A 14,495-nucleotide genomic window follows, 5' to 3' on the forward strand; every position below is an offset into this window, starting at 1 on the left:
TCCCTGCGCGTTGGCATGCCGTTCGAAGGGGTTCTCAAGGGGGCGTCAAGATAATCAAAGTCTAGCGTGTTGCGCGTGGCGAGCATGTCGTCATTAGGCAGGGCTATGGAGGCAACCATGAGGTCCTCGATGGCCGAATCCAGATGGGGCCGCATGAGCTCGGACACCACATTGGTGTCGACCGCATACCTCATAGCCACTCCTCCGCATCGATGACGCTCCGGCAGCTCAAGCTCAACGCCCCCGACGGCACTGCGCGCGCCCGCGAGAAGCGAGACCCAGTCGCGCGCGCCCTCACGCAGGACGACTCGAGGATGGTCTTGGCCCCGCCTGCTGAGAGCGTCCGCTGCGTGCTGCACGGCTCGCGAGCTCTTCTTTGAGGGCAGGATCAAGCCGCGGAGGAGGATATCAGCCATAGCGCCCCCTCTTGCTTGGTGCTAGATGCTGGCAACGCTATCCGATTGAGCACCCTGGACATTGATAAGCGCAAGGATGAGACGGCGGGCACGGTGGGCGGAAGGACACCTTACCAGCTGGTTACGGCGCGGCCATGGGTTGCCAACGGGGACAGCGACGCGCCCGCAGGCGCGCGGGGCAGCGGCTTATGCTCGGTTGCGAGTACCACCGCGTCACCGAGAGGAGGGAGCCATGCCGACCCGTCGTCGAGCCGACTCATCCCGCCCCTTCTCCCTCACCCGCGCCGAGGAGCCGGCGCATCCCGCCCGCAAGAAGCCCACGCGCCGCCGAGCCAAGAACGCCCAAGGCGTCACCTTCCGCCGCTCCGCGCGCATCGACAGGCACGGCGTGACGCAGGTCGGCGTCGACGAGCCAGCCACGGCCTGCGTCGCCGAGGCGGTCGGCACCGACGGCCGAGAGGCCGGACTGAGGACAGCAGGCGCCCCCATGAGCAACGACGCCGCAGCGAGCCAGGCGGCGACCCCGCAAGGCGACGGCGCCCTGCCCGTCGCGGGCCGGGGCGCGATCGCGCAGGACGATGCGACGGCCGTCACGGACGCAGCCCCCGTGGGCGCCGCCATGCGCGCGGCCGCCGGCATCGCCGAGGACAGCGGCCCTGCGTCGGCGCAGGCGCCCGACCCCTCGGCCTGCGCCGACGCCGATGCCTCCGCGCTCGGGAAGCGCCTCCCCTCCCCCGCCGCCTTCGGCCGAACCCTGCGCCGCGGGCTCGCCCAGGCCGACCGCGCCGACAAGTCCCTCGCCGAGCGTGCCCGCGACCTGCTGCTCGGCCCGGCTCGGACGCTCGCGTCCACTCGGCGCGGCGGCGCCACCACGATCGAGGGCTTCTACGTCCCCGCCCACCAGGCCCACACCCCCGCCGCCTCGGCCCTCGTTGCGCCCCATGCGCCGGGCACGCGGCTCACCTGGGCCTTCGCCATCGGGCTCGCCGGACTCCTGTGCATGGCGGCCGTCATCGCCTTCACGTGGATCGCACCCGTGCGCAGCGCCGACGCCCAGCAGTACTTCGCCGCCGACCTCAAACCTGACGTGAGCACGCCCCGCGGCGGCTGGACGCGCGGCGTCGTGCCCGCTATCTACCAGGGCGACGAGCGCTGGGGCAGCGCGCCCTACGGGGTGACCACCATCGGGGAGTCAGGCGCGGCGCCGTGCGCGCTGTGCATGGTCTACGTGGAGGAGACGGGCGACCGCTCACGCACGCCGCTCGACTTCGCCGGCTGGGCCGAGACCGCGCGCGTGGCCTCCCCGGCACGCGACGACGTGATAGCCCTGCTTACCGACGGCGCCGCAGACGCGGGCCTTGTCGCCCAGGCGCTTGAGCCCGATGCGCTCGCGCTGCGTCAGGCGCTGGGCAACGGGCAGCCCGTCGTGTGCGTGACGCGCGCGGGCACCTTCGACGAGCACACATCCTGCGTGGTGCTCACCGGCATCAACGAGCACAGCCTGCTCGTGCTGGTGGATCCGTCCAGTTCCGAGCGCAGCGCTGAGAGCTGGACCTTCGACGAGGTGCTCGGCGCCTCCGACGCCCTCTACTCTTACACGAGAGCCTAGCGCGCCAGAAAGGACGCGCCACCGTCGCCTAATAGGATTGGCGCGGCCGTTCTCCCGCACAGCCCCAAGTGTCTCGGAGGGCTTGCCGGGCCAGCGCCTGCCGTTCCTTGCGCCCACCTGGCAAGCACTCCGCGAGAGGGAGCTTTTACCCTGCCAAAACACGAATTTGCGCCGGAAACGCGCCGGAAAGCGGCTGTCACTGCCAGGAATCCCGCCGATTCTGGCACAGATCGCGAGTTTGGTACGGTCGCCAGCCCTTGCGATGCCGGCTGTGCCCGTCGGGCAATCGCATTTCCCCAGGTCGTCGTCTTCGCACGTGCGCATAACGCAAGAAGAGCCCCCTTTTCAGGGGGCTCGACCGTACCGAACTCGCGATCTGTGCCAAAAAAGCGCCGAAAGCTGGCAGTGAGCCGCTGCGCGCCTGCCCCGAGCGTGGAGCGCGAGAGCGCCCGCCCGAGTGCCTGACGCCTCACAGCTCGCGCCAGCACGCAGCGCGTCGCCAGGCGCCGGGCGCCGGGCGGCCTACTCCCCCGCGAACAGCTCGGTGGAGAAGTAGCGCTCGCCGGTGTCGGGCAGCAGGGTGACCACCGTCTTGCCGGGGCCCAGCTTACGGGCCAGGCGGCGCGCGGCGGCCACGTTGGTGCCGCTCGAGACGCCCACCATGAGGCCCTCCTCGCGGGCGAGCTCGCGGGCGCAGGCAAGCGCCTCCTCGTCCGACACGATGCAGATGTCGTCGTAGATGCCCTGGTCGAGGATGGCGGGAATGAGCCCATCGCCGATGCCCATCTGCAGGTGCGTGCCGATGCCGCCGCCCGAGAGGATGGCTGCGTTCTCCGGCTCGACGGCCCATATCTCCACGTCAGGGTAGAGGCGCTTGAGCGTCTGGCCGATACCGGAGATGGTGCCGCCCGTGCCGATGCCCGAGCAGAAGCCGTGGATGGGCCCCTCCGCGTCCTCGACGATCTCGAGCGCGGTGTGGTACTTGTGTGCGAGGAGGTTGTCCTCGTTCTCGAACTGCTGGGGAACGTAGACGCGCGGATCCTCGGCGGCCAGGCGCTCGGCGGTAGCGATGCATTCGGCGATGCACTTGCCGATGTCGCCGTCGTCATGGACGATGATGACGTCGGCGCCGTAGTGGCGCACGAGCTTGCGGCGCTCCTCGGAGACGGAGTCCGGCATGATGATGCGCGCCGCGTAGCCCTTGACGGCGCAGACGAGCGCCAGGCCCACGCCCTGGTTGCCGCTCGTCGGCTCGACGATGATGGAGTCCGGGCCGATGTCGCCGCGCTTCTCAGCCGCCTCGATCATCTGCCAGGCGGTACGCGTCTTGACCGAGCCGCCCACGTTGATCCCCTCATATTTGACGAGGATCTCGGCCGCATCGGGCTCGCAGAGGCGGTTGAGGCGGATAAGGGGCGTGCGGCCCATGGCGTCGAGGACGGTGTCGTAGATCATCAGGGCTCCTTCATGAGCGTCGGCTGTCGGCGCCGATTCTACCACTGCCTGGCCGCCGCCCCGTCGATCCGGCGGCCCCGGGGCCGCCGAGCGGCGCGGCTGGGCGCAGGGGCGAGCGCGGCCTCGGGGCCGGCCGGACGCGCCGCGCCTAGCAGGACGCGTTGGGCGCGGCGCCCTCGGCCAGCAGCCCTTGGGCCGCCAGCTCGCGACCGATGGCCACGTACTCGGCGGCGTTCTCCGCCAGGCCGGCCAGCTCCTCGTCGGTGAGGGGGCGCTTGGCCTTGGCGGGGCTGCCCACCACGAGCATCCCGTCGGGGATGTCGGCGCTACCGGTCACGAGCGCGCCGGCGCCGATGAGGCAGCGCCGCCCCACCCGCGCGCCGTCGAGCACCGTGGCGCCCATGCCCACGAGCGTCCCGTCGCCGATGACGCAGCCGTGCAGGATGGCGCCGTGCCCCACCGACACGTCGCTGCCCACCACGGTGTCGCCGTCGAGCGGCACGTGGATACAGGCGAGCTCCTGGATGTTGGTGCGCTCGCCCACGACGATGCGCCCACGACAGTCGCCGCGCAGGGTGGCGTTGAACAGCACCGTGCAGTCGGCGCCCAGCGTGACGTCGCCGATGACCACGGCGTTGCGGGCGATGCGGGCAGAGGGGTCGACGACCAGGCGATCGTAGTTCATGGGAGATCCTTTCAATCAGGGACCGCAGAAGCGTCAGGATGCGGAAGACGAGCGCCCATTGTACCCGCCTCTGCCGAGCGGGGAAAGCACCCCCGCGGCCGGCGGCGAGCCGTGCGCCGCCCGGGCGGTGCCGGGATGCCGGCGGCCGGCGTGGCGCGGCTCGCAGCAGAGGCCTGCGCGCGACGCGGGGGTAGCTCCGCTGCGGCGACCGACGGGCTCCCGCCCGTCCAGCCCGGCGCTCGCGGCCTTGGCCCGCCCGGCCTGCGACCCCAAGGGCTGCCGGCACGCCCCCCTCGCTGCCGCCCCGGCGGCTGTCCCGCCGACGCGTCGTCCTCCCCGGATCCGCGCTCACCACCGAGCAGCTCCCTACGGGCGAGAGCGTACGGCTGCGCGCCGTCGCCCACGGCAGATACCGGGCCACCCGCAGAGACGGGGCGCCGCGCGCCCCTCCCGCCGCCCGGCCTGCAAGAAGCCAGCCCCGGGTCGCGCCTGCTCGGCGAGGTCGTCCGCATCCGGCGACGCGTCAGCCAAGCGTCACGAGGCGCTCCTGGTAGGCGACCCTCACCGCTGCCGGATACCCGATGCGCGCGAGCGCGCCGCCGAGCTCCTCGACCGGCAGGCGGTACGTGTTGTTCTCCTGCGACACGTGCATGGCCGCCACCGCCTCGAGCCGCTCGCCACCGGGCCCCTCGGCCAGCGCCGCCAACTCGGCGGCGGCCTGGTCGTTGGACAGGTGTCCGCCATCGGATGCGATGCGGCGCTTCACCGACCAGGGATAGGGCCCTCGCTCGAGCATGTCCGCGTCATGGTTGGACTCCAGCGCCAGCAGACGCACGCCGGCAAGCGCCTCATGAGCCTCCGGCGTCACCACGCCGGTGTCGGTCATGAACCCCACCGCATCCGCCACGCCGGGCCCTGCCGCGTCCTCGAAGCGAAACCCGAACGACTCCGCGGCGTCGTGCGAGGTGCGAAACACGTGCGCCACCAGCCCCGCCGCCGACACCGCGTCCCCCGCCCGCAGACCGCGAAACGCCACGCCCTCCGTGGCGAGCGCATCCTCGATCGGCGCAGATGCCGCGCGCACCGCCGGACTCGCCAGCACGTCAGGCGTCACACCCAGCCGGGCCAGACCGCGCAGCACAACGCCCAGGCCACGCACGTGATCGCCATGATCATGGGTGATGAGCACGGCGCGCAGCCGCGTCGGGTCGAAGCCGGCCTCGGCGCAGCGGGCCAAAACGTCGCGCTTGCAGATGCCGCAGTCGATAAGCACGCCCTCACCGGTGCGCGTGTTCTCCACCACCGCCGCGTTGCCGCGGCTGCCGCTAGCCAGCACATGCAGCCTCATCATCCAAGCACCCTCCCCGCGCAGGAGCGCCCCGCCGCATGTGGGGCGCTCACTCTGTCCGTTGGGGGAAGGATACCCCAACGAGGCCTCGGCGCGGGGGCGCGGCGGCGAAACATCATCGGCCTCGTCGCCCGCGACGACGGCTGCCGCCATCCGCCGCGACGCTCCGCTTCAGGAGGGCTCGCCCATCAACTCGTCCCCCAGAGGAACCCGCCGCCCCACGACCCCGGCGGATTCAAGCCCAGCCCGGCCGGCGCCGAGGCGGTGGCGCCGCCCGGGCCCGGGCGCCTAGGCCGCCTCGGCGTCAGCAGGCGCAGGCTCCTGAGCCGCGGCCCGCGCCGCCCTGCGCACCGGGCTCACGGCGATGGCCAGCAGGAACAGCAGGCAGGCGGCCACACCCGAGGCTGCCAGGACGCCGAAGCCCGCGGCAAATCCGACGTTCTGCATGATGGCGGCCGCGATGAGGAACACCGCCGCCCCGCCCAGGTAGAACGCCCCCATGCCCACGGCGTTGATGGCCGTGTAGTCGCGCATGCCGAACAGCTGGGGGATGAAGAGGGCCGGCAGAATCTGCACAGGGCCGATGAGGGCGCAGAGCACCAGGCCGCCGTAGAGGGCCGGCGTCCCCGTGCCCGACAGCCACGCCACCAGAAGCGCGATGCCGGCGGCGAAGCCCGCGAACACCACCACCGACGACGCCCCCGCGCCCAACTTCTTGGTCACCGCGCCCGACACCAGGCTGATGACGGCCACCATGAGGGTGAACGCCGAGAGCAGCGTCACGGCGAAGGCCGGGTCGAGGCCGCCGGCGGCCAGGAAGTTGGACGAGTAGGCCGAGAAGCCGTTGAGCGGGAACGACGCGAACACCATGGCGGCGAAGAACAGGTAGAGCGCCGGGGTGCGCAGGGCTTCCTGCAGCGTGATGCCCGCGGCCTGCGGCGGGGCCGGGGCCGCCTCGGGCGCGGCGTCGGCCACGAGCGGATCGCCCTCGGCCAGCGGATCTGCGGCCTTGGCCGCCTTAGCCGCCTGGGAAGGCAGCCGGCCGATGAGCACGAGGTTGGCGAACACGCCCAGCACCAGCACAAGTGCGGCGTAGCCGTAGATGAAGGTGCGGTAGTCGATCACCTGCAGCAGCAGCGACTCCACGAACACCAGGCCCGCGATGATGAAGCTCATGACGCCCACCACCACGCCGAACACCGTGGGCGTGCGCTCGCCGTAGAACTCAGAGAGCACGCCGGCGGCGGAGGCGTGGGCGCCGATGGCCAGCACGATGCCGTTGATGACGTTGCCGACGTACCACATGGCCGGCCCGGCGGCGGTGGCGAACAACACGAGGGCCGCCGCCGTGCACACGCTGCCGATGAGCAGGCACCAGCGCGGCGTGATGACGCCGATGAGCTTGGTGCCCACCAGGCTGCCGAGGAATGCGAAGACCGTGGCCAGCATGGGCCCGAAGGCGTAGGTGACCAGGTCGATGCCCATGCCCTCCACCAGCAGCACGGCGATGACGTTGAGCAGCGAGGTCGAGCCCAGCCCGACGGTGAGAATGATGGCGCAGCCGACGGCGGCCATCACGGGACGTTTTCCTTGGACTTCCATCGAAGCCTCCCTTGGTCGAGGGCGTGACAGCCCGAACCCTCCTCGGGAGGGCCATCGCGCGATCTGTTATGGCTGAGGAAGCAGCCGGGCCCGCCGCCCGCCCGCGCCCCTCATGGGCACGGGCGACGGGCCCGGCAGGATGCTAGGCCGTGAAGAGGGCGCAGTGACGGCCGACGGCCTGGGGGACGATCTCCTCCAGCGGCCCTATCTTGAGCGCCTGGGCCGCGCAGCCGGTCACGCACAGCGGGTTGGGATCGGCCTCGTAGCACACGCGGCACTTGTCGAGCACGGGAGCCACCAGGTGGTACTGGCGTAGCTCGCCGTCCACCAGGAAGGGCTCGCGGCGCACCACCTTCATCCAGTCCTCGTGGTACGGGTAGCGGTAGGTCTCGCGGCAGGCGGCCTCGCAGCCGAAGCAGCCGATGCAGTCGTCCAGGTCAAGCAGCAGGGCGATGCCGCCCCCATCGATCCGACTCATTACAGATCACCCCTTCCGGGCTCGATTTTGCAGAGGAACGAGCGCATGGCGGTCGCGCCGTAGCCAGGCTCGGCCGGCTCGGAGGGCACGAGCACGTTGCCGTTGGCCCGATCCCACCCATAGCCGGACAGTCCAAGGGCCTTGCACTCGTCACGCCAGGCGGGACGGGGTATGAACACGCAGCCCGCCTTGGCCTCACGGGAGACGAGGGCCTTGGAGATGATCTTGCCGCGTGGCGAGGATATGGTCATCCACTCGCCGTCGGTCACGCCAAAGCGCGCGGCGTCGTCGGGATGCACCACCGCGAAGGGCTCGGGGTAGAAGGCGCGCTGTGCGGGCACGTTGGTCCAGGCGGAGTGGAAGAAGCTGTAGACGCGATGCCCCGTAGAGCCGATGAGCGGGTACTCCTTGGCCAGCTCCGGCTGGCTTACCGGGCTTTCGGCCGGCTCGGTGTAGTCGGGGACCGGATCGTAGCCGAAGGCGGCCATGGCCGGAGACGAGAACTCGATCTTACCGGTGACCGTGGGGAACCCGGGCTGGCCGTCGGGCCGCAGCAGGCCCTTCTCGTACTTCTTGTGCACCGGCTCGGCGCCCGGCTCCGTCGCGCCGACGATGCGCACGGGCACCGCCTGGAACTCCTCCCAGGTCAGGTCGAAGCCGTAGAACTCCTTAAGGCGCCAGAGCACCATCTCCTTCTCGTCTGCCCAGGGCCACTGCTCGGGATTCATGCGCTTGCCCCACTCCAGGAAGAAGCGCCAGTCATCCCAGCACTCCCCCGGCGCGGGCACGGCCTGGTCGAAGGCGAGGATGAACGGGCCGTCGAGCTCCTCGTCGTAGGTGCAGCGCTCCGACCAGTCCGCCGTAGGCAGCACGATGTCGGCCAGCTGGGCCGTGGGCGACAGGTAGAAGTCCTTCACCACGATGAGGTCGAGGTTGGGGCTCGTCATAGCCTCGTAGGTGAGGTTTGAGTCCTCGTAGCACAGAAGCGGGTCGTCGGCGATGGCCACGAACATCTTCACAGGGCGCGGCTCGCCGGTGATCATGGCCTTGAAGACCGTGTTGGGGTCATTCGAGCGACCGAAGGACTTGTAGAGCGGGTGCTTGTCGCCGCCGAAGGTGAACAGCTCCGGGCGGCCGGGGTCAAGCGCGCTGTCCCACAGGGTGATCTTATCGTCAAGCATGACCGAGAAGGCCACGGGCACGTTGACGCCGCCGGGCACGTCGATCCAGCCGAGCAGGCCCTGGAGGCACGCGATGGCGCGACCGTTCTGGATGGCGTTGGTGTGCATGCAGCCGGGCCCGAGGCCCACCATCATGCCGACAGGACCCGCGGTGCCCATCATGCGAGCGGCCTCGCGCACCTGCTCGGGCCCGATCCAGCAGATCTCGGCCACGCGCTCGGGGGTGAACTCCTCCACGCGGGCGCGCAGGTCCTCGAAGCCGTAGGTCCAGTTGTCGATCCACTCCTGATCGTACCAGCCGTTGGCGATGACCTCGCGGATGATGCCCAGGGCCAGGGCGCCGTCAGTGCCGGGGCGCGGCTGGATGGCCAGGTCGGCGTGCTTTGACATGTCCTGGAAGCGCGAGTCGATGACGATGAGGTTGCCGCCGGCCTTCTGGCGGTCGAGGATGAGGCGCATGATGCCGCGCTCCATGGCGGGGTTCTGGCCCCAGAGCACCATGGTGCCGGAGTTGGGCAGGTCGCCGTCGGCGGGGCTGAAGATGCCGAGCGATATGGCGTTGGGCAGGATGTGGGGCATGAGGCACACGTGGGTGGGCACGAGCGACCAGCCCTCCAGGCCGAGCGTGGAGTTGAGGCGGCAGTGCCAGTGGTTGGTGGTGCGCCCGGTGCCCTGGCCGGTGATGATGGCCTCGGGCCCGTATTCCTCGATGATGCGCCGGCTCTCGCTGGCGATGGTATCGAGCGCCTCATCCCAGGTGATGCGCTCCCATTCGCCGCTGCCGCGCTCGCCGACGCGACGCATCGGATAGAGCAGGCGCCCCTCGGTGTCGTTGTGGATCTCGCGCTGGGACATGCCCGCGCCGCAGATGGTGCCGTAGGACTTCGGGTTGTCCGGATCGCCTTCGATCTTGACGATCTCGTCCCCGTCGGAGTAGACGAATACTCCGCAGCGGGCATGGCAGGTGGTGCAGACGGTCCTTGTCTTCTTGATGGGCATAGAGTCACTCCTCTCAAAGTGAAGCCATCATGGCCGGCGAGGCCGGCCCCGTCAGAGGCCGAGCGGCGAGAAGAGCGCTGCCGATCGGCAGGCATGAGGAACGCCTCGGCCCCGAAACCCCCTTGCGGCCGATGCGTCCATCCCCTGCCGCCAGTATGGGACGCCGGCCGCCCGATTGCCAACAGGAAAAGGGCGTAGAATCTACAACCTGAGGTTGTGGCCTACGGAATGGACGGAAATGCGCCGCACAGGCGTTGCCGGGCACCGGCGGCTTTGCTACGCTTTCCTGAGGATTTCCGGGCAACTCGGGGGGAGCCTATGAGGTTCGAGGCGTTGGAGTACTTCGTCGCGGTAGCCGAGAACGGCTCGCTCACCGCGGCGTCGCGGGGCCTGTTCGTGTCGCAGCAGGGCCTCAGCAAGGCCATGGCAGCGCTTGAGCGCGACCTGGGCTGCCGTCTGTTCGAGCGCGAGGGCGCGCGCCTGCGACTCACCGGCGCCGGGCACGCGCTGCTGCCCCACGCGCGGCGGTGCCTGGCCGAGCGCGATGAGCTCCTCGGGGCGCTCGCCCCCTTCACGCGAGCCTCTGCGCCCGGACGCGTCGCGGCAGAGCGAGCCGGCTGTCCCACCCTGCACGCTTGCGCCTTCGTCACCGACTCGCTGTTCTCGCTGCTCGACCGCGATCTCGCGGCTGCGGGACTCGACGACGTGACCATCATCGAACACTCGTACGCCGAGATAAAGGACGCCCTCGAGCGGGGCGGCGAGGGAGCGGTCTACGCCCTGTGCCTGCCCATCGCCGAGGCAGAGGAGCTCAGGCGCCTGCCGGCCCTGACGTTTCGCCCGCTGTTCGTCACCGAGATGATGCTGGTGGCCTCATCGCAGTTCATCCGCCCGGGAAAGGGAGCCTTCCCCCTCGCCCGCGTGGCGGAGCTGCCGGTGGCCTACTACAACGACGCCGTGCTCAACGACATCATCCGCGACATGTTCCGCGAGCACCCCCTGCGCAACGTCGTCACCCACGCGTCCAACCCCACGCGTATCGCCAACTCCGTGAGCGCAGGCAAGGCGGTCACCTTCAGCGACTCGCTCAGCGTGTTTCTGGCCGAGCCCAACAGGGCCATCGCCCACGCGCCCATCGAGGGGGCGGCGCGGTTCTGCATGGGGTTCGTCTACGCGAACGACGCGAGCCCTGACGCCACGGCGCTGGACTACGTGACGCGCTTCGAGGAGTGCTTCCGCGCCCGCTGCGCGGCCTACCTGGCCGATCCGGCGCATCGGCCGATCTCCTAGGGCGGGGCGAAGCGGGGCGGGCGGCGTGCACGCGCGAAAAGGCGCTTGGATCGCCTTTTGGGTGGCGCGCCCGCTGCCGCGCAGCCACGTGGGGAGCTTCTGGCCGAAAGTTTCTGGCCAAAAACAGCGCGCTTTCCGCGTCCCGGGCGCGCGCAGATGCGTAAACCGCGCCGAAAATGGCCAAATTTCGCCTGGTTCGGATGCCTGACCGCGTAAACCATAGCCAAAATGACCAGAAATCCGGAAATTGTCGCTGAGGCGACCTGGCCGGCTGGGCGCCTTCGCACAGCAGCGGCTCCGCCGGCCCGGCGCCTTGCCCGCACCCCGACTCGCAAGCGCGCGGGGCGCGGTCTACATCCGCTCGATGACGCCGGTGATGAGCCGGCAGAAGTCCTCGCCGCGGGCGGCGGCCACCTCGAGCACCTCCACGTCGTTGGGGCTCGCGCCCTCCACGCCGCAGGCCATGTTCGTCACAAGCGAGACGCCCAGCACGCGCATCCCCACGTGACGGGCGGCGATGACCTCCTCCACGACCGACATGGCCACCGTGTCGGCACCCCAGCCGCGGAAGGCACGGATCTCTGCCGGCGTCTCGAAGCTCGGGCCCAGAAGTCCCAGGTAGACGCCCTCCTGCACGCGAATGCCAGCCTCCTCGGCCACGGCATGCGCAAGCGAGCGGAGCGCGGGGTCGTAGGCGTCGAGCATGCTGAAGAAGCGAAACGCGATGCCGTCGGGCTCAGTTCCCGCGACGGGGTTGCGCCCGGTGAAGTTGAGGTGATCGGCCATGACGCAGAAGTCGCCCACCTGGTAGGACTCGTTGATGGCGCCGGCGGCGTTGGTGGTGATGAGCGCGCCCACGCCCAGCTCGTGCATGAGCCACACGGGATAGGCCACCTCCTGGGCAGAATTCCCCTCGTAGCCGTGGAGCCGGCCCTGCATGGCGATCACCATGCGCCCGCCGAGCCGCCCGCAGACGAACCGTCCCACGTGGCTCGTGGCGGTGGACGTCTTCATGTGGGGCACCTCGCCGAAGGGCACGAAGGCCGCGTCCTCGATGCGCTCGGCCAGAGGCCCCAGGCCCGACCCCAGGATGATGCCCACCTCAGGCGCCCGGTCGCCGAGGCGCTCCCGCAGCACTGCCGCCGACTCCGCCAGATGCTCCTTGAGCACGTTGCGCTCCCCTGCCATGGCTCGCTCCCTTCCGCAGCGCGCCGCGGAAGAGGCGACGCACGACGCACGATATAGTAGACATGATCCTATAGCGAGCCATTGTACCAGAGCACTGAGGGCGAGGGTTCAGACGAGCAGGCTCCACGGCGCGACGAACCCCGGGCGTCGCGCCCCCGTTCAGAGCGACGCCGCAAAGTGGCCAAAAATGACGACCTGACGACAAAGGAAGACAGGCGCCGGAAAAGCGCCTCGGCAAAACCCCAGATCGCTGCTGTTTGACAAGCGAGGAAGCGGGCGAAAGGCCGCGAAAGAAGGCGAAAGACCTCCGGAAACCGTCGTCAGGTCGTCATTTTTGGCCACTTTGAGGAGACGGGGCTGCAGGGCACCACGACGGGGACGCAGAAGAGGGGCCCGACGGAGCGGGGCGCGCGAGCCGCAGCGGATGGTATGGGGGGGTGCGAGCCGCCGCGGACGGGGTGGAGCGCGAAACCCCGTCGGCCGGCGAATCACGCCGGGCGCCGCGCCTCGGGCGCGCAGGAGGCGGGGCGAGCGAGAGCTGGGGTTCGCGCCGGAAGGCTGCGGGCGACTCCGCGGCTACCCGCGCACCGCGGGGGGCTATCGCGGCTTGCGGGCCACGAGAACGCGGGGGCGGCCGGCGAGGTCGGCGACGACACGCGTGTGCTCGAGGCCGGCGGCACGGGCAAGGGCGGCAGCCTCATCGAGGTGGCCCTCGTGCAGCTCGCAGGCGAAGGCGCCGCCGGGGCGCAGGGCGCGTGCGGCCCAGGCGACGAGCGGGCGGAACAGGTCGAGCCCGTCGGCGCCGCCGTCGAGGGCGAGCGTCGGCTCATAGTCCGAGACCTCGCGCGGGATGCCTGCAAGCACGTCGGTCGGCACGTAGGGCGGGTTCGACACCACCAGGTCGAATCGACCCAGATAGCGCTCGGGCACCGGGTCGCCCAGATTGCCCTGGAGCACGCGCACCGTCTCGGCCACGCCCGCGGCCCGCACGTTCTCGCGCGCGAGCGCCACGGCCTCCGGCGCTATGTCCACTGCGATCACGCGCGTGTCGGGCCGCTCAGACGCGATGGCGCACGCAACGCACCCGCTCCCCGTGCAGACGTCCGCCACCAGGAAGTAACCACGCGAGTCCGATTCCTCCGCCTCGCCGGCGGCATCCCCCCGCGATGCCCCGGGCCTGTCGTCCGCTGAGGCGCCGCCGCGAAAAACGTCGGAAACCCCATCTGGGGCATAATTCCCCTTTGGGGAATATTCTAAAGCGGATGTTTCACGTGAAACATCCGTCGTTTGCACAGCAGAGCCGGCAGCCACGGCGACGGCAGCATCGACGTCGATGTTGGCGTCAGCCGTTATCTCGGACGTGGCATGCGCCCCGCACGCCGAATCCTCACGAACGAGTGTTTCACGTGAAACATCCGTCGCCTTCGCAGCAGAGTCGGCGGCCACGACGACGCGATCGACGCCCTCGGCAGGCGCGCCATCAGAATCAAAGGCGCCCCCCACACGCGCAGAGCCTCCGCCGCCCGTTCGCCCAGCGTCGCCAGCGCCCGCGTGTCCAGGGCCAACCGCATCCGCGCACCGCGCAGCCGCGCCCCCCGCGCACCTGGGGTCGCCGACGCCCACACGTCCGTGGTCGCCCGCGCTCGCCCGTCCGCCGTCCGCGCCTCCCCCACGCTCGGAACCGCCCGCGGCCACGTGCCCGGGGTCATCCGCACCCGCGCCATCCGCGTCTCCGGTCCGGGCCGCGCCCCCTTGGACGGCCGCCAGCTCGGCCAGCTGCTCTTTGAGGGCGGCCACGGCGGCGGCCTCCTGCTCGGCGGCCTCAGCGTTCCAGGCGGCGGCCCGCGGGGCGGCGGGCGGCAGGCACGCGAGCGCCTCGCTCACGAGCACCTCGGTCTCCGGCCGCGGGATGAGCACGCCGGGGCGCACCTTGAGCGTCAGGTAGCGAAACGGCGCCTCGCCGGCGATGTACTGGAGCGGCTCGCCCTGGCCACGGCGCGTCACGTAGCCGCGCAGCACCTCGCGCTCCTCCGCAGAGAGCGGGCGATCGTAGTCCATGTAGAGCTGGACGCGCGTGAGGCCGCACGCCTCAGAGAGCAGCCACTCGGCCGCGAGCCGCGGGTTCTCGTCGCCACGGCGCTCCAGGTACCCGCTTGTCCACTCGAGCGCCCTTCGCGCCGTCCACGTCTCTTCCGTCATCGTCTCCCCATCCATCGGAAAGGGCGCCCCGCGGCGCCCTCCGTT

At 70.5% G+C, this 14,495-nt stretch carries 10 protein-coding genes; 2 read left to right on the forward strand and 8 right to left on the reverse strand.

The annotated features are described in order from the left end of the window. The first annotated feature begins 648 nt into the window (after positions 1–648). Positions 649–2,025, forward strand: coding sequence for a hypothetical protein (locus AC6I0Y_RS05835; RefSeq protein ID WP_497730073.1), 1,377 nt, complete (start codon positions 649–651; stop codon positions 2,023–2,025). Between the two features lie 522 nt (positions 2,026–2,547). On the opposite strand, the gene AC6I0Y_RS05840 is transcribed toward AC6I0Y_RS05835, so the two are convergent. The 6 genes from AC6I0Y_RS05840 to AC6I0Y_RS05865 all read right to left on the reverse strand — a co-directional run bounded on the left by AC6I0Y_RS05840 (position 2,548) and on the right by AC6I0Y_RS05865 (position 9,773). Continuing rightward, the gene (locus AC6I0Y_RS05840; protein ID WP_160710337.1) at positions 2,548–3,480 is read right to left on the reverse strand and encodes a PLP-dependent cysteine synthase family protein; all 933 of its coding nucleotides are present in this window, start codon (positions 3,478–3,480) and stop codon (positions 2,548–2,550) included. A 148-nt stretch (positions 3,481–3,628) separates the two neighbouring features. Then, positions 3,629–4,165, reverse strand: coding sequence for a gamma carbonic anhydrase family protein (locus AC6I0Y_RS05845; RefSeq protein ID WP_497730076.1), 537 nt, complete (start codon positions 4,163–4,165; stop codon positions 3,629–3,631). Positions 4,166–4,688: 523 nt separating this feature from the next. Further along, positions 4,689–5,516 carry an MBL fold metallo-hydrolase gene (locus tag AC6I0Y_RS05850; RefSeq protein ID WP_497730078.1) on the reverse strand — a complete coding sequence of 276 codons (828 nt, stop codon included), beginning with the start codon at positions 5,514–5,516 and terminating at the stop codon, positions 4,689–4,691. A 285-nt stretch (positions 5,517–5,801) separates the two neighbouring features. Next, a complete protein-coding gene (locus AC6I0Y_RS05855) occupies positions 5,802–7,115 on the reverse strand; it encodes an MFS transporter (protein ID WP_497730079.1) in 1,314 nt (437 codons plus the stop codon). A 142-nt stretch (positions 7,116–7,257) separates the two neighbouring features. Continuing rightward, complete coding sequence (locus AC6I0Y_RS05860) at positions 7,258–7,593, reverse strand: 4Fe-4S dicluster domain-containing protein (protein WP_160708421.1); 336 nt, start codon at positions 7,591–7,593, stop codon at positions 7,258–7,260. Beyond that, positions 7,593–9,773: a molybdopterin-containing oxidoreductase family protein gene (locus AC6I0Y_RS05865; protein ID WP_160708419.1), complete on the reverse strand. Its 2,181-nt coding sequence runs from the start codon at positions 9,771–9,773 to the stop codon at positions 7,593–7,595. The genes AC6I0Y_RS05860 and AC6I0Y_RS05865 overlap by 1 nt, the downstream gene beginning before the upstream one ends. A 318-nt stretch (positions 9,774–10,091) precedes the next feature. On the opposite strand from AC6I0Y_RS05865, the gene AC6I0Y_RS05870 reads away from it, so the two are divergent. Then, positions 10,092–11,063 (forward strand): LysR family transcriptional regulator, encoded by a 972-nt coding sequence (locus AC6I0Y_RS05870; RefSeq protein ID WP_497730081.1) that lies wholly within the window; start codon positions 10,092–10,094, stop codon positions 11,061–11,063. Positions 11,064–11,414: 351 nt separating this feature from the next. On the opposite strand, the gene AC6I0Y_RS05875 is transcribed toward AC6I0Y_RS05870, so the two are convergent. Both AC6I0Y_RS05875 and AC6I0Y_RS05880 read right to left on the reverse strand, forming a co-directional pair. Further along, positions 11,415–12,251 (reverse strand): purine-nucleoside phosphorylase, encoded by an 837-nt coding sequence (locus tag AC6I0Y_RS05875; RefSeq protein ID WP_497730083.1) that lies wholly within the window; start codon positions 12,249–12,251, stop codon positions 11,415–11,417. Between the two features lie 597 nt (positions 12,252–12,848). Then, complete coding sequence (locus tag AC6I0Y_RS05880) at positions 12,849–14,450, reverse strand: N5-glutamine methyltransferase family protein (RefSeq protein WP_497730084.1); 1,602 nt, start codon at positions 14,448–14,450, stop codon at positions 12,849–12,851. Between the last annotated feature and the right edge of the window lie 45 nt (positions 14,451–14,495).

The sequence above is a fragment of the Adlercreutzia sp. St.1H8 genome, assembly GCF_059728655.1.

Coding starts and splice junctions, on each gene's coding strand:
- AC6I0Y_RS05835 (WP_497730073.1), top strand. CDS start 649: ATGCCGACCCGTCGTCGAGCCGACTCATCCCGCCCCTTCTCCCTCACC.
- AC6I0Y_RS05840 (WP_160710337.1), bottom strand. CDS start 3,480: ATGATCTACGACACCGTCCTCGACGCCATGGGCCGCACGCCCCTTATC.
- AC6I0Y_RS05845 (WP_497730076.1), bottom strand. CDS start 4,165: ATGAACTACGATCGCCTGGTCGTCGACCCCTCTGCCCGCATCGCCCGC.
- AC6I0Y_RS05850 (WP_497730078.1), bottom strand. CDS start 5,516: ATGATGAGGCTGCATGTGCTGGCTAGCGGCAGCCGCGGCAACGCGGCG.
- AC6I0Y_RS05855 (WP_497730079.1), bottom strand. CDS start 7,115: ATGGAAGTCCAAGGAAAACGTCCCGTGATGGCCGCCGTCGGCTGCGCC.
- AC6I0Y_RS05860 (WP_160708421.1), bottom strand. CDS start 7,593: ATGAGTCGGATCGATGGGGGCGGCATCGCCCTGCTGCTTGACCTGGAC.
- AC6I0Y_RS05865 (WP_160708419.1), bottom strand. CDS start 9,773: ATGCCCATCAAGAAGACAAGGACCGTCTGCACCACCTGCCATGCCCGC.
- AC6I0Y_RS05870 (WP_497730081.1), top strand. CDS start 10,092: ATGAGGTTCGAGGCGTTGGAGTACTTCGTCGCGGTAGCCGAGAACGGC.
- AC6I0Y_RS05875 (WP_497730083.1), bottom strand. CDS start 12,251: ATGGCAGGGGAGCGCAACGTGCTCAAGGAGCATCTGGCGGAGTCGGCG.
- AC6I0Y_RS05880 (WP_497730084.1), bottom strand. CDS start 14,450: ATGACGGAAGAGACGTGGACGGCGCGAAGGGCGCTCGAGTGGACAAGC.